At 45.6% G+C, this 26,161-nt stretch carries 23 protein-coding genes; 14 read left to right on the top strand and 9 right to left on the bottom strand.

The window, feature by feature from the left end; translation table 11 throughout:
- Positions 1-11 precede the first annotated feature (11 nt).
- Complete coding sequence (locus tag ACQY6Q_RS09340; RefSeq protein ID WP_427980606.1) at positions 12-1,175, top strand: ATP-NAD kinase family protein; 1,164 nt, start codon at positions 12-14, stop codon at positions 1,173-1,175.
- Positions 1,132-1,431, top strand: a complete 300-nt coding sequence (locus tag ACQY6Q_RS09345) for a hypothetical protein (protein ID WP_427980543.1) — start codon at positions 1,132-1,134, stop codon at positions 1,429-1,431. Before ACQY6Q_RS09340 ends, ACQY6Q_RS09345 begins: the two co-directional genes overlap by 44 nt.
- A gap of 44 nt (positions 1,432-1,475) precedes the next feature.
- Here the strand turns inward: ACQY6Q_RS09345 and ACQY6Q_RS09350 are convergent, their stop codons facing one another.
- Both ACQY6Q_RS09350 and ACQY6Q_RS09355 read right to left on the bottom strand, forming a co-directional pair.
- Positions 1,476-2,441 (bottom strand): diguanylate cyclase, encoded by a 966-nt coding sequence (locus tag ACQY6Q_RS09350; protein WP_427980546.1) that lies wholly within the window; start codon positions 2,439-2,441, stop codon positions 1,476-1,478.
- Positions 2,422-3,483 (bottom strand): response regulator, encoded by a 1,062-nt coding sequence (locus ACQY6Q_RS09355; protein ID WP_427980548.1) that lies wholly within the window; start codon positions 3,481-3,483, stop codon positions 2,422-2,424. The genes ACQY6Q_RS09350 and ACQY6Q_RS09355 overlap by 20 nt, the downstream gene beginning before the upstream one ends.
- A gap of 294 nt (positions 3,484-3,777) precedes the next feature.
- Here ACQY6Q_RS09355 and ACQY6Q_RS09360 point away from each other — a divergent pair, with 294 nt between their 5' ends.
- Positions 3,778-4,350: a DUF922 domain-containing Zn-dependent protease gene (locus ACQY6Q_RS09360; RefSeq protein WP_427980551.1), complete on the top strand. Its 573-nt coding sequence runs from the start codon at positions 3,778-3,780 to the stop codon at positions 4,348-4,350.
- Here the strand turns inward: ACQY6Q_RS09360 and mnmC are convergent.
- Positions 4,347-6,344, bottom strand: a complete 1,998-nt coding sequence (gene mnmC, locus ACQY6Q_RS09365; RefSeq protein ID WP_427980553.1) for a bifunctional tRNA (5-methylaminomethyl-2-thiouridine)(34)-methyltransferase MnmD/FAD-dependent 5-carboxymethylaminomethyl-2-thiouridine(34) oxidoreductase MnmC — start codon at positions 6,342-6,344, stop codon at positions 4,347-4,349. The two genes, ACQY6Q_RS09360 and mnmC, sit on opposite strands and share 4 nt — an antisense overlap.
- 132 nt (positions 6,345-6,476) lie before the next feature.
- Between mnmC and fabB the strand changes: the two genes are divergently transcribed.
- From fabB to purF, 10 genes are all read left to right on the top strand, one after another.
- Positions 6,477-7,694: a beta-ketoacyl-ACP synthase I gene (gene fabB, locus ACQY6Q_RS09370; protein WP_427980556.1), complete on the top strand. Its 1,218-nt coding sequence runs from the start codon at positions 6,477-6,479 to the stop codon at positions 7,692-7,694.
- A gap of 110 nt (positions 7,695-7,804) precedes the next feature.
- The gene (locus ACQY6Q_RS09375) at positions 7,805-8,929 is read left to right on the top strand and encodes a 4-phosphoerythronate dehydrogenase (RefSeq protein WP_427980559.1); all 1,125 of its coding nucleotides are present in this window, start codon (positions 7,805-7,807) and stop codon (positions 8,927-8,929) included.
- A complete protein-coding gene (locus ACQY6Q_RS09380; RefSeq protein WP_427980562.1) occupies positions 8,929-9,933 on the top strand; it encodes an Asd/ArgC dimerization domain-containing protein in 1,005 nt (334 codons plus the stop codon). Before ACQY6Q_RS09375 ends, ACQY6Q_RS09380 begins: the two co-directional genes overlap by 1 nt.
- A 183-nt stretch (positions 9,934-10,116) precedes the next feature.
- Positions 10,117-12,333, top strand: a complete 2,217-nt coding sequence (locus ACQY6Q_RS09385) for a FimV/HubP family polar landmark protein (RefSeq protein WP_427980565.1) — start codon at positions 10,117-10,119, stop codon at positions 12,331-12,333.
- A gap of 143 nt (positions 12,334-12,476) precedes the next feature.
- Entirely contained in the window at positions 12,477-13,265 is a 789-nt protein-coding gene (truA, locus tag ACQY6Q_RS09390; protein ID WP_427980568.1) for a tRNA pseudouridine(38-40) synthase TruA, read from the top strand.
- 134 nt (positions 13,266-13,399) lie between these two features.
- Positions 13,400-14,326: an acetyl-CoA carboxylase, carboxyltransferase subunit beta gene (gene accD / locus ACQY6Q_RS09395; protein ID WP_427980571.1), complete on the top strand. Its 927-nt coding sequence runs from the start codon at positions 13,400-13,402 to the stop codon at positions 14,324-14,326.
- Position 14,327: 1 nt separating this feature from the next.
- Positions 14,328-15,593, top strand: coding sequence for a bifunctional tetrahydrofolate synthase/dihydrofolate synthase (gene folC / locus ACQY6Q_RS09400; protein WP_427980573.1), 1,266 nt, complete (start codon positions 14,328-14,330; stop codon positions 15,591-15,593).
- A 13-nt stretch (positions 15,594-15,606) separates the two neighbouring features.
- Positions 15,607-16,143 carry an SPOR domain-containing protein gene (locus ACQY6Q_RS09405; RefSeq protein ID WP_427980576.1) on the top strand — a complete coding sequence of 179 codons (537 nt, stop codon included), beginning with the start codon at positions 15,607-15,609 and terminating at the stop codon, positions 16,141-16,143.
- A 78-nt stretch (positions 16,144-16,221) separates the two neighbouring features.
- Positions 16,222-16,713, top strand: coding sequence for a CvpA family protein (locus tag ACQY6Q_RS09410; RefSeq protein ID WP_427980579.1), 492 nt, complete (start codon positions 16,222-16,224; stop codon positions 16,711-16,713).
- A gap of 14 nt (positions 16,714-16,727) precedes the next feature.
- Positions 16,728-18,251, top strand: a complete 1,524-nt coding sequence (gene purF / locus ACQY6Q_RS09415) for an amidophosphoribosyltransferase (protein WP_427980582.1) — start codon at positions 16,728-16,730, stop codon at positions 18,249-18,251.
- A gap of 48 nt (positions 18,252-18,299) precedes the next feature.
- Here purF and ACQY6Q_RS09420 read toward each other — a convergent pair whose 3' ends face one another.
- The 5 genes from ACQY6Q_RS09420 to ACQY6Q_RS09440 form a co-directional block, all read right to left on the bottom strand.
- Positions 18,300-19,256 (bottom strand): alpha-L-glutamate ligase-like protein, encoded by a 957-nt coding sequence (locus ACQY6Q_RS09420; RefSeq protein WP_427980585.1) that lies wholly within the window; start codon positions 19,254-19,256, stop codon positions 18,300-18,302.
- Entirely contained in the window at positions 19,256-20,779 is a 1,524-nt protein-coding gene (locus ACQY6Q_RS09425) for an inactive transglutaminase family protein (RefSeq protein WP_427980588.1), read from the bottom strand. The genes ACQY6Q_RS09420 and ACQY6Q_RS09425 overlap by 1 nt, the downstream gene beginning before the upstream one ends.
- 5 nt (positions 20,780-20,784) lie before the next feature.
- Positions 20,785-21,498 carry an ATP-dependent zinc protease family protein gene (locus ACQY6Q_RS09430; protein WP_427980591.1) on the bottom strand — a complete coding sequence of 238 codons (714 nt, stop codon included), beginning with the start codon at positions 21,496-21,498 and terminating at the stop codon, positions 20,785-20,787.
- 72 nt (positions 21,499-21,570) lie between these two features.
- Complete coding sequence (gene cmoB / locus ACQY6Q_RS09435) at positions 21,571-22,545, bottom strand: tRNA 5-methoxyuridine(34)/uridine 5-oxyacetic acid(34) synthase CmoB (RefSeq protein ID WP_427980594.1); 975 nt, start codon at positions 22,543-22,545, stop codon at positions 21,571-21,573.
- A 102-nt stretch (positions 22,546-22,647) separates the two neighbouring features.
- Positions 22,648-23,355: a hypothetical protein gene (locus ACQY6Q_RS09440; RefSeq protein WP_427980597.1), complete on the bottom strand. Its 708-nt coding sequence runs from the start codon at positions 23,353-23,355 to the stop codon at positions 22,648-22,650.
- A gap of 125 nt (positions 23,356-23,480) precedes the next feature.
- Between ACQY6Q_RS09440 and ACQY6Q_RS09445 the strand changes: the two genes are divergently transcribed.
- Positions 23,481-25,346, top strand: a complete 1,866-nt coding sequence (locus ACQY6Q_RS09445) for a methyl-accepting chemotaxis protein (protein WP_427980600.1) — start codon at positions 23,481-23,483, stop codon at positions 25,344-25,346.
- Between the two features lie 41 nt (positions 25,347-25,387).
- On the opposite strand, the gene ACQY6Q_RS09450 is transcribed toward ACQY6Q_RS09445, so the two are convergent.
- A partial coding sequence (locus tag ACQY6Q_RS09450) for a chromate transporter (protein ID WP_427980603.1) occupies positions 25,388-26,161 on the bottom strand: 774 nt, incomplete at its 5' end.

Below are 26,161 nucleotides of genomic sequence, written 5' to 3' on the forward strand. Positions count from 1 at the left end.
AGAGGTGTATTATGCTTAAGCTTGGATTGATTATTAACCCTATTGCTGGTTTAGGTGGCAGTGTGGCGCTAAAAGGTAGTGATGGGGTGGCAGAGCAGGCGCTGGCAAAGGGAGCGGTTAAGCAAGCCAATTTTCGTGCCCAACTAGCACTCGAATTGCTCACATCCCTTCAGTCCCAGTTTACCATTTTCACTGCATCGGCGGAGATGGGAGAACAGCTTTGTGAGCGACTGAATTTACCGTATCAAGTGGTTTATCGAGCAGCTGAGCCCAGTAGTGCTGAAGATACTCAATTGGCGGCACAGCAAATGCTCGAGGCGGACGTGGATTTATTACTGTTTGCCGGTGGAGATGGCACTGCCAGAGATATTTTAGCGGTAGTCGGTGAGCAGCTAACATGTATTGGTATTCCTGCTGGCTGTAAAATCCACTCAGGTGTTTATGGCGTGACTCCTAGAGCCACAGGGCTACTAGTGGCGAAATTCCTTCAAGGAGAGATGCTAAGTTTGCGTAGCGCCGATGTGATGGATATCGACGAACAGGCCTTTCGTCAAGGACGGGTTAGAGCCAAATGTTTTGGCGAAATGCAGGTTCCTGACGAGCTTCACTATGTGCAAGCGGTTAAGCAGGGCGGTATTGAGTCAGAGGATTTGGTATTGCAAGATATCGCCGCTGAAGTCAGTGAAATGTTGGATGGCGTCCCCTTTATTGCAGGGTCTGGTACTACGGTAGCAGCAATTATGCAGGAGTTATCACTACCTAATACCTTATTAGGAGTAGATTTTGTCGAAGATCAGCAAACCATTCAACAGGATTTGACCGCCACACAAGTGCTGAATAGAATAAGCAACGCTGAAACTAAGCTACTGATTACTCCCATTGGTGGCCAAGGCCATTTGTTTGGTCGTGGTAATCAACAGTTAAGCCCTGCAGTTATTCGTAAGTTGGGGCGAGAGAACATCATTGTTGTAGCAAGCAAAACTAAACTTAAATCCCTGCATGGACGCCCGTTGATAGTTGATACTGGCGATACAGAACTGGATAAGATGTTATCCGGAAGCATCAAGGTAATTACTGGTTACCGCGATTATATTATGTATCGAGTATCGAACCCTGAAAATGAGGTTACCGATGCTCAAAAATTATGTCACCGCACTACAGACTTATCTGAATAGTCACGACAATAATCTGAATGCACCACCGAAGAATGTGGTTCAATATTTAAATGATCATCTTGGGGTTGTGGCCACGCAAACCGAGCTAAGCCGCCGCCCAATGGTTTATTGTTTAAAATCACATATGCATATGGCTTTATTAGAAGCCTATTTCGATGGTGAAACGGATGACACCATGCAACAGCAAGTTGAAGATCTATGGCGCAATGCGATGGCATTCGCCGATAATCATCAACAAGTGGCTGCTGTTGCTTAATTGAAAAAAGCAAAGCCTTAGCTTTGCTTTTTTATTTTGGTTTATCAGTTTTTAGGTTTGAAAAGTTGGGTTTGGTTGCGCCCACCATTCTTACTTTGGTAGAGCGCTTGGTCAGTATTGGCTAACCATTCTTTGGCACTGGCGGTTTGTTCATCGAGTTCGGCAATACCCAAGCTGATGGTGAAGGGGATTTCTATTCCCTCTACAACTGGCTTAATTGCTGCAACTGCAGTACGTAACCGTTCACAAAAGCCTTGCGCATGAGCCGCATCGGTATCAACCAGAATAACTGCAAACTCTTCGCCGCCATAGCGCCCGGCGATATCGGTTTTACGCATGATTTTGCGTAGCGTTTCGCCCACTAGCGAAATGATTTTATCGCCAGCCGGGTGGCCATACGTATCGTTAACCTTCTTAAAGTGGTCGATGTCGAACATCACTAGCGAGCAGGGAGAGGTATTACGAACAAAGCGGTTAAACTCTTGTTCTAAGCGATCCTGCCAATAGCCTCGATTATAAAGCTGAGTAAGTTTGTCAGTACGACTAAGCACTTGCAGCTCTTGATTCACCTTCAGTGCTTCTAATTTGTTTACCGCATTGTCAGTTACATCGTAAATGATCAGACTGATGTGAGTCACTATGCCGGTTAACGAGGTAAGCGGAATGATGGTGATGTTTTGGTACATAAAATCTACCGTGCCAGTAATTGGACGATAGTTTTTGAATGGGAATACATGGGGGCGTTGCTCCCAAGTGGTGAAGGCTCGGTTTTTAAGGAAAAACACCGAATCTATTTTATGTCTCAACCAATCTTCTGGTAAATCTGGAAATAGCTCAAATAGCGACTTAGCTTGAACTTGGTCGGGGCGCAAACCACTATGGGTTTCCATGAAGTTATTCCAAACTTGTACTTGATAATTTTTATCGAGCACCACTAAGCCGACATCGATAGTTTGTATCATCTCCAGCATCCAGTGGAACTCGTTCATATCATTTTGATGTTGGCTCATAGTGCTCAAATAAGTAAGAAATTTTATTGTTTAACGTTGGCATCGAATCTTCAGTAATCAACAGTAATAAATCACACTGGATGTTGTGTTTCTCAATGGTGTAATTGATTTCTATCGCTAAGGTTTTTTGCCAACGGTGAGTGTTGTTATTGATTAAATCGCTAATGTTGCAGTGTTGACCCAGTACCACGGGGTGGCCTTGTGAGAAGCCCACATCGAGTTGGTCGGAGACTCCTTTTAAACAGGCTCCTATCAAAATGTTGGCAATGTCCATCAATACTTCAAGCTGACCGTTATCGTCTAATTGCCCCTGGTATTTCATTAACTTTGACATGTCTTCAAAGCTAGAATCATGGAACAGTAACAATGCTTCTCCGGCAATACCCGAGCCGATAAAGCCTTGGCAAACTGCCGACATTGATTCGTTTTCTTCCACCGAGCTTAACGCCATATGCAGCTCGCTAGTTTCAAGAATATTGACGTTAGGAATAGGTAAGACAATAAACACATCCAGCAAGCGGGCCAATAAGTCGGCGGCGCGCCCCATAGCTACGTTGGCGATTTCTTGGTAATGATCTCGATAATCAACGATTTTAGGTGACAGGGTGTCTTGTTTGAGCGGCGCCATGTGCGCCAGCGCCGCTAGGTCATTTTCTAATTCCAATAACTGCTGGGATTCCACAATGCCATAAGCTACTAAAATTTCTCCAATTTTAGCTTTATTGGTAGGCTTTTTGATGAAATCGAGAGCACCTAACTGTTTCACTCTGGTATAGGCTTCTGGTTGAATGTCTCCAGAAACCACAATGATTAAGGCAGGAAGATCGTTCTTTTGTACAGTTTCTAAAACCTGGTAGCCGTCCATTACAGGCATGTTGAGATCGAGAAATACCACATCCCCTTTTCCTTGGCGGATCATCTCTACGCCTTCTTGGCCATTAGTAGCGTAGCTTATTTCTACATCCCAGCCGGGAGGTAAACTGCGAGCCATTTGTTTTCTTGCGAGCTTGGAGTCATCGCAAATGAGAATAGGTAATGCCATAATCTATAATTAACTCTCCTTGTCTGTTTATAGTATGAAGGTAAAACAAGGCCATGCTAAGAGCTAACTGATAAAAAGCTGAGTTTTCTATGCTGCGCTTTGAGGTTCTTCACAAAAACGTTTTTGTCGCTAAGTGTAAAGATAAGTTTAGTCGAGAAGTGATAGAGAATTGGCTAAAGTTTCATTTGCTTCAAGATAGTCTGATATATTGCAGGGTCAAACTAAAAATATTAGATAAATCAATTAGCCCCAAAAGGTTAATTAACGGTAATGGATTATTTTAGAGGATCTAACGTGAAATCAGTTGGATGGTTCAGGCAAGGGCTTACACTGCTAGTGGCTGGTGTTTCGATGTACGCTCAGTCCGCCTCGATGCAAAGTCGAATAGAATACTATGATGTCAGTGCCCATAATTTAGGCCAATTGCGCCAACAGTTATTAGCACAAGGGCCGCAGAAACAAGGTAATCGTTACAGCATTGCGGCTCAATACCGTTTAAATTGGACACCCAAAGTACAAATTCGAAATGACCGTTGCGAAGCCTTAGCTCCAGAGCTGCAGTTAAGCGCCGACCTATTGATGCCTCGCTGGATTAGCCAAAGTAAAGCCGATTTCTCGGTTCAGCAATCTTGGCTAAGCTACATTGCTGCCGCCCAGCAGTACCACCAAAACATCACCCATCTTATTGAACAAAGTGCTGAGCGCTTTATTCAGCAAACCAGCGGCTTGAGCGCCAAAGAGTGTCAGCAGCTAGAAGCATTAATTAACGCTAAAGGTCGAGCGGCCCTTGCCAGTGCCCAACAAAAGGTGCGCACTTACCAAAGGCAAACTGCTTATGGCCAGACTTTAGGGCTGATTTTGCCTTAGCACATCGGTCGGCCTTTGAGTAAGCGTCTATTCCAAAATCGCAGAGGGTGCACGTTTCGAAGGGTACTCTCTTTTAATGGGAGGGGCTCGCCGCATAGTTGAGCGGCCAGGATCTCTGTAGCAAATGGAGCGCTGCAAATTCCTCTGGAGCCAAATCCTACCGCTAAAAAGCTGCGTGAATGAACAGGCGAGGTGGCAGTTTGCCAGTGCTGTTGATAATTCTCGCTGAGTAGGGTGTCTAAGTCTGGCAGTTGGCCTAATAAGGGCAGGTGATCTCTTACTGCACAACGAATTGCGACCCGCCCTGGTACCTCGGCACACTCTAATTGCTGATTCCACGCTTGTGGCTGGCAGTGGCGCAGAGCGGCTAAGTTGCTTTCCGTTTCCTGCTGGCGCAATTCCAGATCAACTTGGTTGCGTAAATAGCTGGCGCCGATGCAATGTTGCTGTTGATATGCCGGGGTTAAATAGCCTTCGTAACACAAAACCTTACGTAATTTGGCTAAGCTTGGAGTGCTATTAATATGGCTGACTTGTCCTCGCACTGGGCTCAGTGGAAGTTTTGCTGCTTGCGCGAGTTTGAGTAAATTATGCGCCTGACAAAAGGCCACATTGTGGTGGTGTTTCTCGTGCCCTGCAAATATTAAACGGCAGTGTGAGGCATGCTGCTGATAGTCGATGAGTTCGTGTTCGTAATGTACTTCTAATAAGCCAGTGGCCAGTGCGGCATCAAGTATAGTCTGTACGCATTGCTGAGCGTTAACCCAGCCAGCTTGGGGGTAGTGCAAGGCTTCACTGGATAGGTTTAAACCCGCCAACTCTGTTGCTTGCTGGGCGCTTACTGGGTGTACCAGTTCGCTCGGGTACGCTGCTTCGGTGACTTTAAGGTTCTTTTTCTGGGACTTTTCATCGTGAGCCAGTTGTAACAGCCCGCAGAACTGGTGTTCAACTTCTCGCTGTTGCTGTTTAAGTTGCAGTATCAATTGGTGATGATAATTAAAGGCGTGCTGGAAAAAATCTGTCAGCGGCTGTTGAGTGGGGCTAAGTAGCGGGTAGACCGCCCCTTGGCGGTTGCCTGAAGCTTCCAAGGCTGCCGCTTTATTTTTTTCGTATAGGCTGACTTTTACCCCGCGTTTTACCATGGCGTAAGCCAAACTAACCCCGGCGATCCCTGCGCCGATAATTGCTAAATCCTCACCCACTGGCATGGCTTGGCGATGATAAAGGCGGGCCAGTAAATCTTTGGTCTGTGGCGCTCCTTGGTATAGGCCAACTAACATGTCTCGCTTACGGCCAAAGCCTTTGCTTTTTTGCATAGCAAAGCCCACTTCATTTAAACCGCGTCGGACAAAACCCGCCGCGGTAAATGTTGCCACTGACGTTTGTGGTTTAGACAAGCGCGCCATTTGTGCAAATAGCTGTGGTGACCACATGTCGGGATTTTTACTCGGCGCAAAACCGTCTAAAAACCAACTGTCCACAAGTCCTTGGTCGGGATTAACTAGCTCAGGTAGGTTATCGTGAACATCACCTATCCAAAGGTCTAAGCAAATTGGTATCGGTAATTCAAAGAGCAGGCGATGACATCCTGCAGTCATAATTTTAGGATAATATTTGAGCAATTTCTCACTAAACAGCTGGAGTTCAGGCCAGGGCTGTAGAGCCTGTTTTAGATCGCCTAAGGTTAAGGGATGTTTTTCAAAGCTAATAAAATGTAGCCTTTTTACTGGCGTATTTGGCTGTTGTTGGCAATGCTGTTGGTAATGTTGCCAAGTAGCGAGAAAGTTGAGTCCGGTACCAAAGCCAGTTTCGGCTATCACATAGTGAGAGCTAAGGTGCTGGGACCAGCGCTGAGAGAGTTGATTTTGTTCAATAAATACATAGCGACTTTCGGCCAGTCCGTTATCCACGGAGAAATAAACATCGTCGTAGTGGGTTGCCACTGGCGTACCTTCTGGCTTCCAATGTATAGTGGCGGTTGTGGTGTTATTCACATTATCCGATGATGACAAAACATAACCTCGAGTTTTACTAGAAAATTTAAGCGTACACGTGTACTCTCATCCGACCAGATTCGGCTGCAAAATAGGTAACATAGCAGCAAATACAACCCGTGAGACCATCTGATGAAAAGAGCAGTTATCACCGGGCTAGGCATTATATCTAGTATCGGTAACAATAAAGAAGAAGTATTAGCATCCTTAAAAGCAGGTAAATCGGGAATTACCCATTCTCCTGAATTTGCCGAGCTAAATCTGCGTAGCCAAGTATGGGGTAATCTTAAGATAAACCCGGCTGAACATGTAGACCGCAAAACCATGCGTTTCATGGGAGATGCTGCCGCTTATTCTTACTTATCCATGCAACAAGCGATTGCTGACGCTCAGTTGAGTGATGATGTGGTATCTAATGAGCGTACCGGTTTAGTGGTGGGTTCTGGTGGAGCTTCGTCAAAAAATCAGGTAGAGGCCGCAGACATCTTGCGTGAAAAAGGGGTTCGTCGTGTTGGCCCTTACATGGTGCCTCGAACCATGTCTAGCACTACCTCTGCTTGTTTGGCTACGCCGTTTAAAATTAAAGGCGTTAACTATTCAATTAGCAGTGCTTGTGCCACCAGTGCCCACTGTATTGGCCATGCCTTAGAATTAATTCAACTCGGCAAGCAAGATGTAGTATTTGCTGGCGGGGGTGAAGAATTACATTGGACTTTGGCGATGGAGTTCGATGCGATGGGCGCCTTATCAACTAAATACAACGATACGCCAGAGCTAGCTTCTCGTACCTATGATGCTGACCGTGACGGTTTTGTTATCTCTGGCGGCGGCGGTATGGTTGTGGTGGAAGAACTAGAACATGCACTTGCTCGTGGCGCAAAAATCTACGGTGAAATTGTCGGTTATGGTGCGACCTCTGATGGCTACGACATGGTGGCTCCTTCGGGCGAAGGTGCGGTGCGTTGTATGCGTCAAGCGATGCAAGGGCTAGAAGGCGGGGTCGATTATGTGAATACTCACGGCACTTCTACTCCAGTTGGTGATGTAAAAGAGCTTGGCGCCATTCAAGAAGTATTTGCTGGCAATAGCCCTTTAATCAGTGCTACTAAAGCGATGACCGGTCATGCCTTAGGTGCGGCTGGTGTGCACGAAGCGATCTATTCATTGCTAATGATGGAAAATGATTTTGTTGCACCTAGCATCAATATTAATACCCTAGATGAGCAAGCCGAGGGCTTAAACATTGTGGCTAACCAAGCGCAACCCGCTAAGTTGAACCGAGTAATGTCAAATAGCTTTGGTTTTGGTGGTACTAACGCCACTTTAATTATTGAACGCTACCAAGATTAAGTTTATTTAATCTGAAAAAAAGCTGCCTTAGGGCAGCTTTTTTTTTATTGGCGAGGATCTGCGTGGTAAGATTGCCGCCCTCAAAATTTTGCCAAGCGAAGCTGTCATTGATGAAAATAGTTGTAGATGAAAACATACCGTTTGCTCAGCAGATCTTAAGTCAACATGGTGAAGTAGTGGCGCTAGATGGCCGAACTATGCAGCCCTCTCAATTGCGCGATGCCGATGCCTTGTTGGTCCGCTCGGTGACGCCAGTTAATGCTCAGTTACTCAGTGAGGCTAAGCAGCTTAAATTTGTCGGTACTGCTACTATTGGTACCGATCACGTAGACCAAGCTTTGCTTAAAAAATTGGCTATTAGCTTTGCCAGTGCGCCGGGTTGCAACGCCATTGCCGTGGGCGAATATGTAACGACGGCTTTATTGGCCGCGGCAACTGAGCGTCAGCAAAGTTTACAAGGTCAAAGTATTGCGATTGTAGGGGCGGGGAATACCGGCTCACAGTTGGCTAAGCGGGCAAAGGCTTTAGGCATGCAGGTGATGCTGTATGATCCTCCATTACAGCAGCAAGGTTTATGTGAACAATCAGTGAGCTTTGAACAGGTGTTAAGCGCCGATGTGATTAGTTTACATGTGCCTTCTATCAAAAATGGTGAATTCCCTACTTATCATATGTTTGCACAGGAGCAGCTTCAGCAACTTAAGCCTAGCCAAATACTCATAAATGCTTGCCGTGGTGATGTGATTGATAACCAGGCCTTACTTAAACAAGCAGAGCAGGGGCTAAGCCCGCTGCTTATCTTGGATGTATGGGAGGGCGAACCAGCGGTATTAAAGGAGCTGGTGGACTATGCCTTTATTGCCACTCCGCACATTGCTGGCTATAGCTTAGAGGGAAAGATGCGAGGTACAAGCATGGTTTATCAAGCGATGTGTCAGGCCTTGAATTTAGACTATCAAGATAACAGTGATAGCTTGCTTAGTCAGCCGGATTTCCAGCAACTAAGCCTTAATGGTCGCGTAAACCAAGCTAAGTTAACTAAATTGACTCAGTTTATTTATGACATCTTTGCTGATGATCGGCGTTTTCGCCGCTTTGGCCTACAGCCCCAGGGCTTTGATCGCTTAAGAAAAAATTATCCGCAGCGGCGTGAATTTTCTTCGCTGCAGGTTGTTAGTCAACATGACCAAGTTGCTTTAAGTGCGCTTGGCTTTAACCATCAAGAGAATAAATAATGCAACAGTTTCATAATGTCGCAATCATTGGCGCAGATAACGAACAAAGCCAACAGTTAATTGAATTACTTGAACAACACCAGTTTCCTGTCGCGCAGCTTTTTGCAGTCGCTGTAGAGCAGCAAGATGATGAAGAAAGCACCTTGAAATGGCAAGGGCAGGCTATTGAGTTTGCTGATCCACAATTAGTTAATTGGTCAGAAGTGAGTGTAGCTTGGTTGCTCAGCACGGATGACGCTGCCTTAGATATTGCTGAGCAAGCTTGCCAACTGTCAACAGTGATTATTGATGTTGTTGGCGCTAAACCAGAAGCGCTAAGCTACTTGCATGCCGCGGTTAACCCTGAGCAAATTGGTGAATTCATTAGTGAGCGCTGGTTAACGTGCCCCAGCAGTTTAGCCGGACAATTAGCACTACTACTACATATTATTCAACAAGATGTAGAACTAGAGCGCGTTGAAGTGAACGCCATGTTGAGTGCTGCCAACAAGGGTAAAGCCGGAGTGGATGAATTAGCTGGACAAACTGCGCGTTTGTTAAATGGTTTGCCGGTTGAGCCCGCGGTTTTTTCTCAGCAATTGGCATTTAATCTATTACCCGAGCATGCGGAAGTGGGAAGCTGTAGCCACTTTGAACAACAGCTTAGTGAGCAATGCCGAGCTTTGTTACGCACCCCTGAGTTGATGGTAAACGTAAGCGCACAGCATGTGCCGGTTTTTTATGGGGATAGTCTATCTATTCATCTCTATGCTACTTATTCTTTAGACTTACTCAGTATCAGAGAGTGGTTATCTGAGCACCCAGCCTTTGATTTAGTGGAAGGTGAAGTGGTTACGCCAGTTAGTAATATTGCGAATAACCAATCCATTGTTATAAGTCGTTTGCGCCAGAATCCGCATAGTGATAAGGGCGTAAACTTAAGTTTAATGGCCAATAACCCTTTAACTGGCCAGTTAACTAATGCGCTGCAGCTCGCTGAAATATTGGTGAAACAGTATATTTAAAAAATCGGTTTAGATAACTGACTTAGCGCCGATAACTCTAGTTGAGGAAAAGCGCAGTAAAATGCGATCTAGACTTAAACTGTTGCTTGTTTTCCTAGATCGCTGATTGTTAGCTCGTTATATTAGAGAAATAACAACGGATTGATATTGTTCAGTCTATTAGCAAGAACACAAGGACAAACTATGGGGCGGAAGATTTCCCTCGTTGCTTTATCGGCAGTTTTAGCATTCACCGCTACTCATCCCGCCGTGGCTCAAGAGAACGGCACTTTTTATGTGGAATTGGTGGGGCCCGATGAGGTTGTAGGCGAGCCCGAGCAACAAACGTATGGGCCAGTGCGTAGTAATGATACGCTGTGGGCTATTGCTAGTTTAAATCGCCCCGCACCTTCTATTAGCGTGTATCAAATGATGTTCGCTATATTGAAGAAAAATCCTCAAGCTTTTAATAACGGCAATATTAACTCGATTGTAAATGGTAGCTATCTCACTCTACCCAATACCGAAGAAGCCTTGGCGGTTAGCCACCAAGATGCAGTGAATGCATTAGCCCCCAAAATACCCGCTGCTAGCGAAGCCAAGCCAGCTGTTGCAGCAGTAACAACGACCGCACCCGCGGCGAAACAAACTGTTACACCAGCGCGTCCTACTGCCGATGCTGCGGCCTTAGAAAAGACCCAACAAAACTTAGATGCTTTACGTGATCGCTTAGAGACGCGGATTGATGAGCTGGAGCAGCTAAAGCGCCAAGAGTTTGATGTACTTAAGCAGCAAATGGACGAATCCAGCCAGCAGATGATTGGTTTGGCTGAAGTGAACCATCGCATGAAGATGCGAATACAGGAACTTAGCGATGAGTTAAGCAGTATTCGTGACGAATTAAATGTTAACCGTCGTAACCAGACGCAAATTTTACAGCTACTCGAAAAACCTCAGGTGGAAGAAAGTCAGCCAGCACAGTCTGGCGATATTACTGATTTCTTATCTTCCCCGCTAAATATTGCCTTAGTTATTTTTATTCCTATTTTGCTTATCGCCCTAATTGTGACCTTGCTATTACGCCGCAAAGCGAAACGCGAGTTAGAGCAGCAAGACAAGGAAATGGCGGAATCAACCCTGAGCTTGATGGATGATGAAAATGACGAATTTTCCAGCCTGTTCAGTGACAATTTAGATGCTGAAGAAAGCCAAACAGAAGATCTGAATGCGCAATTTGAAGATGAGCCCGATCTCAGTGTTGAAGACAGTCCTGTAGCCCCAGAGCACATTGATGATAGTGACGATGATTTAGAGCCTGAAATCGAAGAAGCTAGCTTTGAAGAATTTGCCGCAGCTGCAGAGCGCGAGTCTTTGGCTGAAATAGCCTTAGATGAAAGTGAGATGGCAGCGCTAGATGCCTTTGACACTGATGATTTGGTGCCTTCACCAGAGCAAGACGAACAGCCAGATCCTGATGCGGTGATTAGTGCCGATGATTTAGCTGCCGCATTAGCGATGGATGAGGTTGAAGAGGATATCTTTGATATATCGGACGACGCTCCCGAAGATGCAGAGGAGCTGTCGTTTGAAGAAGCCTTAAAACAACAGCAAGAAATGGAAGCCGAGTTGGCTGAAGTCGCTGAACAACAAAGCAGTGATTTTGAAAATATCGATTTATCTGAAAGTGATGAAGAGCAGGGCGCAGAGTTAACAGATGAAGGCATAATTGACTTTCCTTCAGCCGAAGAAGAGCCGGTTACCGAGACCGATAACACAGCAATCGACTTAGAGGACGACTTGGTTGATTTATCGGAGCTAGATTTAGCCGATCCGTCTCTCGATCTTGAAGCTGAAACCGAAGCGTTACAAGGCTTGGACGAAACTCAACAAAAAGAAGTTGAGCCTGAACCTGAACTGACAGCGACTGACGAAGCAGCTGATTTAGCAAACTTGGATCTACTCACAGAAGCTGATGCAGACAATCTTGATGAAGCAGAAGAGCAGCTCAGCGATGATGATATCGATAGCATGTTTGCCAGCTTTGGCGAAGATGCCTTCAAAGAAGATGCGAGCACAGAACAGGAAGATTTGCCTGCACGCAGCGACATCGAAGAGCGTGAGTTTGTTGATATTGACAAGTTGTTAAACGAAGCTGATGAAGAAATGAACGATGATATCGATCCCTATGACAGACCGAGTTTAGATGTTGATCTTGATTCTTTCCCCGATGTCTTACCTGAAGAGCAAGCCATTGATGTGGATGTGGATGCCGAGTTAGCCTCTAAGTTGGACTTAGCTCGAGCCTACCTAGAGATTGATGATAAAGATGGTGCGAAAAAAATTCTTCAAGAAGTCCTCGACAGTGATGATGCAAATTTAAAAAAAGAAGCGGAGCAGTTAATGTCACGCTTTGCTAGCTAGTTTACTTAAGGCATTAAACAAAAGGCAGTGAGGCTCAGTTCACTGCCTTTTTTGTTTAAGGTTTCGCTGAATTAACAATTGGCGGTGACATTATCAAGGCATTTCCTTATTATAGCCGCCCGAATTTTTATCATTGGTAATTTATGCGTATTGCTCTTGGCATTGAATATGATGGTGCTGGCTATTTTGGCTGGCAGCGGCAACGGGAAGTGTGTTCTATTCAGCAGGAACTAGAAGCGAGCTTATCGATTGTGGCAAATAGTCCGATTGAGCTGCAGTGTGCGGGGAGAACCGATGCCGGTGTTCATGCTACTGGTCAAGTAGTGCATTTTGACTCCCCTGTAGAACGTAAAATGGCCGCTTGGACCTTGGGCGTTAATGCTAATTTACCAAAGCAAATTGCGGTGCGTTGGGCTCAGCCTGTGAGTGATGATTTTCACGCGCGCTTCAGTGCTACTGCGCGACGTTACCGTTATGTTATTTATAACAGTCGCTATCGTCCGGCTATTTTGAATCAAGGCTTAAGTTTTTACCATCAAGCGCTGGATGTTGAATTGATGGAACAAGCCGGACAAGCGCTGCTTGGCGAACAAGATTTTACCTCGTTTCGTGCCGTTCAGTGTCAGAGTCGCAGCCCTTATCGTCGTGTCGAACATTTACGAGTATCCCGTTATAACGATTACGTGGTGGTCGATATTAAGGCTAACGCCTTTGTCCATCATATGGTGCGTAATATTGTTGGTAGTCTGTTAAAAGTGGGCGAGAAAGAGCGGCCGGTGGAATGGATTGCTGAGCTGTTGGCATTGAAGGACCGCTCAAAGGCGGCAGCAACTGCGAAAGCATCTGGTCTATATTTAGTGCAGGTAGATTATCCAGCAGAGTTTGCGCTACCGAAATTGCCGATAGGCCCCTTGTTTTTGCCAGCAAGTTAAAAAAAACGGTACGATAATGAAGGGTTAGACCAGTTTTATGTAAAATATTTGGGCTAATTGTGGTTTAATTGCCGCCATTCAATGCATTCTGTTATTACGGTGCTGTTAGCACCTATTGAGAAGTAAGGTTTCCGATGAGTTGGTTAGAAAAAATTCTTCCAAAAAGTAAAAGTGCCTCTGGTAAGCGTCGTAACATTCCAGAAGGTGTATGGACAAAGTGCGCTTCATGTGAACAAACTTTGTACCGTGCCGAGGTAGAACGTAACCATAACGTGTGCCCTAAGTGTGATCACCACATGCGTATCGGTGCTCGCCAACGCTTAGAGGCCTTTCTTGATAAAGACGGTCGTGAAGAGCTCGCAGCAGAATTAGAACCTCGCGATAAGTTAAGATTTAAAGACAGCAAGAAATACAAAGACCGTATCGCTAGTGCGCAACGCGCCACCGGCGAAAAAGATGCGTTAGTGGTAATGAAAGGTGAACTAAAAGGTTTGCCAGTGGTGGCCTGTGCTTTTGAATTTGCTTTTATGGGCGGTTCAATGGGCTCTGTTGTGGGCGCTCGCTTTGTCGCGGCTGTAGATAAGTGCTTGGCAGAAAACCGTGCTTTGATTTGTTTTTCAGCCAGTGGGGGGGCGCGGATGCAGGAAGCCTTGTTCTCGTTAATGCAAATGGCCAAAACCTCTGCAGCCTTAGCTAAAATGCGTGAAAAAGGTCTGCCTTATTTCTCGGTTCTTACTGACCCAACCATGGGCGGCGTATCGGCCAGTTTCGCTATGCTTGGGGATATTAATATCGCTGAACCTAAGGCCTTGATTGGTTTTGCTGGCCCTCGCGTTATCGAACAAACCGTTCGCGAAAAATTGCCTGAGGGTTTTCAACGCAGTGAATTTCTGCTGGATAAAGGGGCTATCGATATTATTATTGACCGCCGCCAAATGCGTGACCGTATTGCCGGGATGGTGTCGAAAATGATGGGCATTGTGACCAATGAAGCAGAAGTGGTGGTAGAAACCGTTGATGCTGAGGATGCTTCCAGTCAAGCTCTAAACGAAAAACAGTAATATGTCAGCATCGTTTAACCAATATCAAAGCCGGTCTCTTTCAGACTGGCTTTATTATTTAGAACACCAGCATCACAGCGCCATAGACCTCGGTTTAGAGCGGGTGGCTAAGGTGGCAAAACACGCTAAGTTAACGCGTTTACCAGCTAAAGTGATCACTGTTGCGGGTACTAATGGTAAAGGCTCAACTTGTGCATTGTTAGAACAACTGTTGTTGTCTGAAGGCTACCGAGTTGGCGTATATAGCTCTCCACATATTGTGGATTATCGCGAGCGAGTGAGAATCAATGGGCAACTACCTGGCGAACAAGCGTTTTGTGACGCTTTTGCTGCCATAGAAGGGCTCCGAGCTGATACCAGTTTAAGTTACTTTGAGTTTGGTACTTTAGCCGCAATATGGATGTTTGCTCAACAACGCTTAGATTACGTTATTTTGGAAGTGGGCTTAGGCGGCCGACTAGACGCAACCAATATTGTTGAACCTGACGTGAGTGTGGTGACCACTGTTGCTCTCGATCATGTAGACTGGCTAGGTAGCGATTTACAACAAATTGGTCGAGAGAAGGCAGGTATTTTTAGGCCTGCCGGAAAAGTAGTCATTGGTGATACGGATATCGTTGACAGTGTGCTGCAATGTTCTAAACAGTTGCAGTGCCAGCAATTGGCAGCAGGTCATCAATATACGGTAGTGCAGGCTGAAGATGGCTGGAGCTATCATGGCCAAAAATTACATTACCAACAATTACCCTATCCTAAGCTGCCTCTGGCCAATGCAGCCACGGTGTTAGCGATTGTCGAACATCTCGGATTAAGCCCCGAACCTTCGGCGGTTGCTTCCGCAGTAGCCAATTGGCAGTTGGCTGGGCGCTTACAAACGCTATCCACAGAGCCTTTAGTGGTGGTGGATGTTGCGCATAACCCGCAATCGGCGGGTTATTTAGCCAGTCAACTGGAGAATATTTCCAAGGGGCGCTCAGTGGTAGCCGTGTGTGCGATGTTGACCGATAAAGATATTGATGCCAGTTTAGCGCCATTGATGGACAAGGTTAGCTATTGGCATATCAGTGGTTTAAGTCATCCTCGGGGCGATGATGGCAGCGCACTGGCGGAGGTGTTAAAGCATGAGCAAAATGTTGAACGGCATGCTTCGGTGAAACAGGCTTACTCCACCGCGTTTAACAGTTTGGACAAACAAAGCATGTTAATTGTATTTGGTTCTTTTTTTACCGTAGCTGAGACATTAGAATTGTCTCCAGCAAAGCCTTAGCCGAGAGTGAAAATTGACTGCACAGTTTAAAAATCGCCTAGTGGGTACCATCTTTTTAGTTGCGCTTGGCGTTATTTTTATTCCCGACATACTCGACGGGAAAAAAACTCGGGTAGAGGAAGAGTTTAATGCGATTCCCTTCGCGCCTAAATTGGATTCTTTGCCGCCGCTGTTAATTGACCTACCCAGTGAGTCTGCTTCTGCTGCTCACGCTAGTTCTTCGCCTGAGGAAACTCCTTCAGCTACAGAGCCAGAAACTGCAACTAGCGAAATTAAACAATCCGCTACGCTGCAGCTGGAAAAGCCTGCCTATATAGTTCAGTTGGGTACCTTTAAAAATTCCCAGAATGTGGCTCGTTTAGTGGAAAAACTGCGTGCAGAGGGCTTTCAAGCGCACTCTTACCCCGAGCCGCCAGTGGAAGGCGAGTTAAACCGTGTGTTTGTAGGGCCAAATGTCTCAAAAAAAGCCTTAGAGCAAAAGCAGCAAAAGTTAAAGGAATTAACCGGATTAAGCGGCGCAGTGAAGCCCTTTGATCCACTTTTTAAGTAATGGCGAAAAAATACATAGACGCAATTTATATTTGTTTCTGGTAGAATTCGCAGCGTTTTTCAACAAGTAGAAAAATTTATGGCTTGGGTAGACTACGTCATTATCGGCGTAATAGTATTGTCGGCACTAATCAGCTTAGTTCGAGGCTTCGTTAAAGAGGCTTTGTCACTGGTCTCCTGGATCGCGGCATTTTTTATCGCTTCCCAGTTCTATCATGACCTCTCTAGTTATTTCACCTTAATTGATAATCCTTACTATCGTAGTGGCTTGGCCATTGTGTTGTTATTTGTTGCAACCTTGGTGCTAGGCGCTTTGGTTAACTACTTATTTAGCCATTTAGTTAACTCTACCGGGCTTACTGGTACTGATCGGGTGTTAGGGGTTTGTTTTGGTGCCATTAGAGGGGCCTTGGTGGTCAGTGCCTTGCTATTTGTACTATCGTTTACTGGATTCCCCGAGTCATCATGGTGGAAGGGCTCGTTATTGATCCCTGAGTTTACCGTGATAGTTCAATGGTTTTTTGAGTTTTTAAAAGATTCGTCAAGTTTCTTACATAATTACCAATCTTAAAAAGGAAAAGCTTCATGTGTGGTATTGTCGGCATTGTCGGTGCTAGCCCGGTTAACCAAGCGATCTATGATGCGCTAACGGTATTACAACACCGTGGTCAAGATGCAGCCGGTATCGTAACGATTACCGAAGGGATGTTTAAACAACGCAAAGCCAATGGATTGGTAAGAGATGTGTTTGAAGTCAAACATATGCAGCGTTTACGAGGAAACCTAGGCATAGGCCATGTTCGTTACCCAACCGCCGGTAGTTCTAGTGCCGCTGAAGCGCAACCTTTCTATGTTAATTCTCCCTTTGGCTTAGCGTTAGCGCACAATGGTAATTTAACTAATGCTAAAGAGTTGCGTGAGCAAATGGCTACTAGAGCGCGTCGCCATATTAATACCACTTCTGATTCTGAAGTGTTATTAAATGTGTTGGCACATGAACTTGATAACATCGTGGAAGACGAGTTATGTGAGAAGCAGGTGTTTACCGCAGTGCGGGAAGTACACAAAAAAGTACGCGGCGCCTATGCGGTTACGGCTTTGATTATTGGTCAAGGCATGGTGGCATTTCGTGACCCTAACGGGATTCGCCCTTTGGTATTGGGTAAAAAGGTCAGTGATGTAGATCCAGAAAAGATGGAATACATGGTGGCCTCAGAGAGCGTAGCATTAGATGCGGTTGGTTTTGAATTTGTTCGAGCAGTGGCCCCAGGTGAGGCGATTTATGTCACCTTAAATGGTCAGCTTTACACCCAACAGTGTGCGGAAAATCCAGCTCATCATCCTTGTATTTTTGAGTATGTTTATTTTGCTCGTCCCGACTCGATTATTGACAAAATTTCGGTGTATGGCGCTCGGGTTAATATGGGCACCAAGCTAGGTGAAAAAATCGCGAGAGAGTGGGAAGATCTTGATATTGACGTGGTGATTCCTATTCCTGAAACCTCTTGTGATACGGCCTTGCAAATCGCTATGCATCTGAACTTACCTTACCGTCAAGGCTTCGTTAAAAACCGTTACATCGGCCGTACCTTTATTATGCCGGGGCAAACGTTACGCCGTAAATCAGTGCGTCGTAAGCTAAACGCGATTGACGTGGAGTTTAAAGGCAAAAACGTATTGTTAGTGGATGATTCGATTGTTCGTGGTACCACCTCTGAGCAGATTATTGAGATGGCGCGAGAAGCTGGTGCGAAAAAGGTCTATTTCGCTTCTGCTTCACCTGAAATTCGTTTCCCTAACGTATACGGCATCGACATGCCTTCGGCTAATGAGCTAGTGGCTCATGGCCGTGAGGTGGATGAGATCTGCGAGTTGATTGGTGCCGATGGTTTGATTTTCCAAGACTTGGAAGACTTAATCGAAGCCTGCCGTGAAAGTAACCCAGAGATCCAATCGTTTGAGACCTCGGTGTTTAATGGTAAGTATGTGACCAATGATATTGACCAAGATTACTTAAACTATCTTGATCAGTTACGTAACAACGACGCAAAAGCGTTACAGGCTCATGAAGAAGTGGCCAGCTTAGAGTTACATAACGAAGATATTTAAGCGCTTAGAGTAGGCAGAAAAAAGGCACCCTAGGGTGCTTTTTGGGTTTTAACGAGAAAAGGCCTTTTTGCTGAATTCAACTCGCTCTATTGGTGAGAGTTTTTGTCCTTCAGCTATCATTTTTTCAACCAGTTTTAAGCGTGGAAGAATGCCTTCGCCATTAGCAATTTGAATGGCGAGTCCGGGGCGAGCGTTAAGCTCTAGTAGCATTGGCCCATTGGATTTATCTAATACCATGTCGGTACCCAAATAGCCCATGCCCGACATTTCATAGCAGTTAGACGCAAGCTCAAGCAAGCGCTGCCAATGAGGCACTTCTAATTCTTTGAGAGGACGGTCGGTGTCGGGATGTACCTCAACTGGGCGATCAAATTGCACAGCATGCAGGGCTTTACCGGTACCAATATCGATGCCCACTCCCACTGCACCTTGGTGTAAGTTAGCTTTACCGTCGGAGGCGGCCGTTGAAAGCCGCATCATCGCCATCACAGGATAACCTTGAAAGACGATCACTCGTACATCGGGAACCCCTTCAAAGCTAAAACCGTCAAAGCAAGAATCAAACTCGATCAGCGCTTCAATAACCGCTACGTCCGGGCTGCCACCCAGAGAAAACAAGCCCGCTAAGATATTTGAGCAATGGCGTTTAATGTCTTCCTCTGTAGCTTGTGCACCACTGGGTTTAAAGAACAATCCCGCCTGTTGCTTAGTAATCACCAGGATGCCTTTGCCACCAGAGCCCTTGGCTGGTTTGATCACAAAGCCAGGGTGCTTATGCAGCAAAGGAATGATGGATTGAATATCGTGCTGGGTTCTTACCACACCGATTAACGCCGGAATAGTGACTTGATCGCGTTGGGCGATAATCTTGGTTTTTAGTTTGTTATCAACTAAAGGATAGAGTTTACGCGGGTTGTAACGGCTGATATAGCGGGTATTCCGCTGGTTCATACCCATAATACCCTTGCGCGCAAGCTTAAAGGGACTGCTGAATTGACCTAGCATCAGTCCTCCCTATCCGCGAGCGGTTGAAAACGGCGAAGCTCTAATAAGCGGTAGCCAGTGTAGTTACCTAAAATCAAGATAATACCCAGTACGATGAACTGAATTCCCATAAAGTTGAAGGTGAGGTGGCGTACATATTCATTATTCATGGCTAAGAAGGCCAGTACCGCGACCAATAAGCTGCCACCGCCTTGTAAGACGACTTCTTTGGCGCCTTCTTCTTCCCATAGCACAGACATTCGCTCAATAGTCCATGAAAGAATGATCATCGGGAAGAAGGTAATCTTAAGGCCTTCGGTTAATCCCACCTTAAAGCTAATTACACTGAAGATGGAAATAATGCCAATCACCGTGATGATTACCGCCGATATCCGTGAGACTAGCAATAAATTTAAGTGTGACAAATAACCACGAATGATTAGGCCGGTGCCCACCACCAGTAAAAATCCGATTAAGCCAGTCATCAGCGAGGTTTGCATGAAGGCCATGGCAATCAATACAGGCATAAAGGTACCGGAGGTTTTTAGACCAACCAATACTCGTAGTAATACTACAATGAGTACACCGATAGGGATCAGTAAAATACCTTTAAACAGCGCCTGTTCTTCTAGAGGAAGGCTATCGATAGAGAAGTTTAAGAAATCGGCTTCGCTAATTTTGGGGGCCACCGCCGATTGTGCACTTTGCTCCACCGAAAGCATCGAGAAGGTTACTTGAGAGTCTTTCCCTCCGACGACTTCTAGTAAGCTATTACCGTTATATTCCCATAATAAAGTATTGGCTGGGCGTCCTTGAGAGGCGCTGGCTAAGTCGAAAATTTGCCAGTCATTTTCATCTTTAAATACTTGAATGTACTCGGTAATGGTTTGTCTACGTCGGCCATCTTCTAGTTCTAGGCCACGCACAATGCGAGCTGGTACATGGGCATTGTTAAGTAGGTCTACAATAAGCTGATTTTTCGGTTTGTAATTTAGGATAAGGCCAGTATTTTGGTTACTGTTGGCCGCTTCGTCGGTAAGTGCCTTAATCAATTCACGGGTAAAACTATAGGCATCAGAAGAGACTTCTTCTGCTTGTTTTACTAGATGGTTTGCCGCGGTGAAGTAAGGTTCTGGATATTCAGTGAAAGGGGTTGTCGGCATTTGCGGCTGGTAGATGTCCGCTGCCTTAGGGTCAACTAAAAAGTCGACCTTGTAATACATTTCCTGATGTCCTTGGGCACTGCGTTTGGTCCAGATGGCCCGAGGGTTGTCTTGATCGTTAACAAAAGACAGGCCGTAAGCGAGCGAAGCGGTTGATTCATGAATACGAGTGAAGCCTTGTTGGGTTTGTGGCAAGGCTAAAACCGCCTCTACGCTGTCGCCACTGGCGTCAAATTCAACTTTGGCTTCAATTGACCAAATTTGACGTTTTTCACCGGGCTGCCATGGCACTTCAAATTGAATATGACGATACAGAGTCATACTGATACCGATCAGCATACAAAGGCTTACAATTAAGTAGAAAGTATTGCGAGAACTCATGGGGCTTAATCCTTAAAGGTGGGCTTCGCTTGGGTAAACTTCTTGCTGACATCCACTACGCTAATGTCTTTTAAAAAGCTACGGCCTAACAATACCGGATAGCTCAAATGTTGACGGTCAGTAAGGGTAAATTCAGTTTTTTCTGAGATGGGGCCCAATTTAACCAGCATTGATACTACAGGGCGTTTATCTACTTGGTTAGTTGACGACTGAATCACTTCTGCACTGCGCACTACGGGACGCTCAACCACAATATCTTTGTCTAGGGTTTCATGGCGCATATTAAAGCGCACCCAATTTTTCCCATCGCGCTCGAACTGCACAATATCAGTAGCGTTTAGTGATGAGGTAGAGGCGCCGGTATCAATGCGTGCTTGGAAAGCGTTAGTTTGACGTTCTAAGCTAACCCACTCTGCTTCACCTAAGACCGTTTTGTTACCTAGTTTATAGCTGGTTGTAGTAGTACAGGGTTTTGCCGCAGGCTTTTCTTGACTGGGGCTAGGGATAACAATGGCATCTATTTTTTCATTCAGTTGCTCAAAGTGCAGTTGTTGAGACTGCAATTGTTCAGAGAGCGCTTCACACTGACTCAGCAGTGCGGTTTGTTGGGTAGATAATTGGTCGAGCTGCACTAAAGTTTGCTGATGTTGTTGCTCATATTGTTGCGAGGCACAAGCACTAAGTAGCAGAGACAATGAAATTATAGGAAGCAGTTTCATAGTTCATTTCCATTTGACAAGGATAAAGCGGTAGACATTAACAATGTTATTAGCATAGCGTAACGACACCCTTTAGTCTGGATTAATTGCAATTAAAACAGCACGTTTCGGTGCGGGTAGCCCTTCAACGGTAAGCGAACTGTCGTTGGGATCGAGGTAGTCACTGAGTGATTCATGGGTCATCCATGAAGTGCTGCGTTGTTCTTCAATAGTGGTGGTGTCAACATCGACGATGCGCACGTCAACAAAACCAACCTTTTCTAACCAGCGTTTTAACGCTGCTGTGCTCGGCAGGAACCAAACATTAGGCATCTTGCCGTAACGGCCGGCGGGGACTAATACCTGATTTTCGTCACCATCCACCACTAAGGTTTCTAAAACTAGCTCTCCACCAGTATGTAGTTGCTCTTTTAATTGGATCAGATGGTCCATGGGAGAGCGGCGGTGATATAACACGCCCATAGAAAATACCGTATCAAAGGCGCGTAGTTGGGGCAGTTCTTGTATGCCTAAGGGAAGTAGGTGAATTCGCTGATCCCGGTTAGCGAAATTGCGAATGGCTTCAAATTGCATCAAAAATAAGGTGGAAGGATCGATACCTACCACAAACTCTGCGCCATCTCCTAACATACGCCACATGTGATAACCGCTGCCGCAGCCTACGTCTAGCACATAACGGTGCTGCAAGGGGGAAATATGTTGGCGTAGCCGTTCCCATTTCCAATCAGAACGCCATTCGGTATCAATGTGGATACCGTAAATGTTAAATGGGCCTTTACGCCAAGGGTGGAAATGGCGCAATAGGTTTTCGATTTTCTTGCGTTCGCCTTCGTTTAGCTCGTCGGCTTTACCTATACTGACATGTTCAGTAAGCTCGATGTGTTCAGTGGTGAGCTGGGGAAATTTATTCAGCACCCGTTGCCAACGAGGGAAATCACCATGGGCATGTTCTTTTTGCCAATCACCGAGTTGCGCGGGGAGAGTGTATAGCCAGTGCTTTAAACGGTTTTTGGCAATAATTTGATAAAAGTCAGAAAAATCTATCATCGGGGCTTAGGTATTGACTGTGGCTTGAGAAATTGTGGGCGATTGTAGCAAGTTTTAGCTTTACTTGGCGAGCGGCAGCTAAGTGCTTATAGGTAAATAAGCTTAGTTAGGTGCAATTTTTATCCATAGTAAGGGTTGTTTAATATCACTACTGAGACTTCCGCTATCACATACGGCTACTCCTCGGCTTGCCAGCAAAAGTTCACCATGTTGTTTAAGCTGTAAATTAACGGCGTTGAAGCGTTGCTTATTTCGTTCGGAAACTGTTGAGGTAAGGCGAATAAATACAATTAATGGTTCGCGCTGCTGAATAAAGTCGTCTTCTAATAGCGTTAGCAATTGCTCTTGCGTATCTAAGCTGGCACTGGCAAAAGCCAGTGTTTGCCGCTGATAACGCGCCAGTGCTAACAAAGGGCGAGGGTTTAAGATACTTTGATTCGAGCGGTAGCTGTTAAACCATTCAAAAGCTTGATTTTGCCAGGCATAAATAAACATCCCAGTGATTGTCTTGTTTTTGCTGAGTTTTATGTTTTTTTCATTTAATGAAAATTTTCTATAGTTTTGCTGTTTATCGTCGATACTTAGATGAGGGATGGCTGTTACTACTAGGCTGCTATTAACCGTATTTATCAGCTCTAGGCTTTGCTGTTTTAACGAAGCTAGGGTTTGTGGATCAGTCACGCTAAGAGTTGGAGCTGCGCTGGGGCAATCATTAATAATAAAATCATCGTATTCAAATTGTTCAACTTGGGCGGCCAACGATGAGCTAAAGCTCAGCCACAGACAAGCTAAGGTACACAGAAATTTCAAATACTCATTCATAAATAATAAGACAAGGATTGGCGTCAATAAGTGATAAATGCTAGCACACTTTAAAGCCAATCAATTGAATATTCACAATAAAAATACGAAGCGGTAAGTAAGAGGACAGTCAAATGGGCAAGTTATCGATTAAACAGCGTTTAATCTTAATTATATTAGTGTTGTTGGCCGTATTAAGCGCCGTGCAGACTTGGTTTCAAGCTAGAGCTCTAGGTGAAGAAACGCGCCAAGATATAGCCTTGGAAGCAAGCCAATTGGGGCGAGCTGCTAGTGATCAGGTGAGCGTGTGGTTCGACTCAAAATTGGCTATTGCGCGGGGTATGGCTTCAGATCCTAAGGCTGACACCTTTTTAGATGATTTAGTACAGGCTAAAAATAGTGGTGATTTCATCTATTTCTACTTTGGTAGCAGCGAAGGTGAAATGACCATGCATGACCCAAATAAAACCCTTCCGGAAGGCTATGATCCACGTACCCGGCCTTGGTATAAAGGCGCTCAAGCAAATGGTTCTTTTATTTCTGCCCCTTATGTTGATGCCACTTCTGGACGAATGGTTATCTCGGTGGCGCAGCGGGTTAATGGCGGGGTTTACGCGGGGGATTTAGGCTTAGACAGTGTGACTCAGCGGGTATTAAATTTGGCGAATGAGCACGTTTATCCAGTAATTGTTGACCGACAAGGCTCGATTATCATTCATTCTGATAATGATTTAGTGCTTAAGAACGTTACCGAGTTATCAACTCAGTTAAGCGCTGCGCTAATTGCTGAAAAAGCTAAGTCGTCAGCGATTAGTGAAATCAAGGTCGCCAATCAAGAAAGCTTTGTTAGCGTGGCGCCGATCGAGGGTACCGAGTGGTACTTGATGTTTGTTTTTGATAAACAAGCGGCGCTAGCTCCGGTTAACGATTTAATTCGTAACTCTGCTGTTTTCGCGGTGATTTTGTTTGTGGTGATTGCTGTGGTGATGTTGAAAGTGATTAGCGCGATGCTCAAACCAATTGAGGTATTGGGTGAGGCGATTAATGAACTCGCCTCAGGAGATGGCGATCTGACTAAGCGGATTAATCTACAACGTCAAGATGAAATCGGCCATTTAGCCTCGGGTATAGACCGTTTTATTCAACAATTGCATGAATTGATGAAAGATATTGCAGAAGACGCGGACCAACTGAAACAAGCGGCGACCTTAACCAACCAATCGACTCAAGACTCTAATCAACAAATCGAACGCCAGCAAGCGGAGGTGACTCAAGTCGCGACAGCGGTGAACGAAATGGCAGCTACGGCCAATGAGGTCGCCAACAATGCGGAACAAACTGCGGAGGCGGCGCGGGAGTCAGCGGAGTTTTCTGAACAAGGTAAAGTGTTGATTGGCCGCAACCAACAACAGGTAAGTAGTCTTGCCGGCCAACTAAATGGTGCGGTGGCGACAGTGCAGGAGTTAGAGCGCAATACCCGAGAAATCAGCGATATTTTATCTACCATTCAAGGGATTGCTGAGCAAACTAATCTATTGGCTTTAAATGCTGCGATTGAGGCTGCGCGAGCTGGTGAGCAGGGTCGCGGTTTTGCCGTGGTAGCTGATGAAGTCCGTAATCTCTCGCAGCGCACCCAAAGTTCTACTGAAGAAATTAAAACCATGCTGGAACGCTTACAGGCCAATACCCAGAGCACCGTGCAAACCATGGATGAAAGCCAGCAGCTAGCTAACATTAGCGTGGAAGAAGCCACCAAAGCCGCCGAAATGTTAGAGAGCATTACAAACTCTATCACCCATATTAGCGACATGGCGACGCAGATATCCAGCGCAGCAGAAGAGCAACGAGCGGTTACCGAAGAAGTGGGAAGGAATACTCAAGGGATCCAAGACGCCTCTATGGAGCTGGCAGAACAAGCCGCATCGAGCTCTCAGCGAGCCATAGAGCTAGATGCCATTGCCGATAAACTACATAAAGAGGTGGGTGCGTTTAAACTCTAAGTTAGTGCAGTGAAATAGCCCGCCTTGGCGGGCTATTTGTTTCAGCCTAACCAGAGTAGCCCGGCTAGGGCTAAACTCAGCAGTACCCACAATACTGATAATTTGAGTACCCGCAGCAAAAATAGCCCGAACAGTGCGCACACCGCATCTAGGTTGGTATTTACCGCAGTTGTAAATATGGGCTGGTACATCGCTGCCAATAACAGGCCAACAACCGCTGCATTCAACATTTGAATGGCTGCGGCAAACTTTGCTTGTTGAGCAATAGTCTGCCAAACATCGACAAAGGCGAGTACTAACAATAGCCCCGGCAAAAATATGGCAATGGTGGCCAATGCGGCGCCAATTATGGGGGACTCAATTGTCATTACTGCACCGAGAAAACTGGCAATAGTGAACATCGGCCCGGGTACAGCTTGCGCTGCTGCATAGGCGCTTATTAACTGTTCTGCTGGAAGCTGCTGTACTAGTGATTGCTGGAGTAACGGCAGTACTACATGACCACCGCCAAATACCCAGCTTCCTGCTTGATAAAAATGACTGAAAGTTGCTAACCATGGCTGCATAGGTAGCCAAGTCAATAACATTAATAAAATAAAAATACTCAGATACCGCCAGCGCACGCGGGCGTAATCGCTTGATTGAATCGGATTCCCACCAAGCTGTTTATCAAGCCGTTTATGTAGTAGTCCTCCGCTCAATGCGGCGAGAGCTAAGCAGCCAAGCTGACTAGCGATGCTGGGCATTAACAATAGCGTACTACAGCTAACAATACAGGCGGATATTAAATACTTATTACGGCAAAACTGTTGATA

It is taken from the genome of Agarivorans sp. (assembly GCF_050295395.1).
Taxonomy (GTDB): Bacteria; Pseudomonadota; Gammaproteobacteria; order Enterobacterales; family Celerinatantimonadaceae; genus Agarivorans.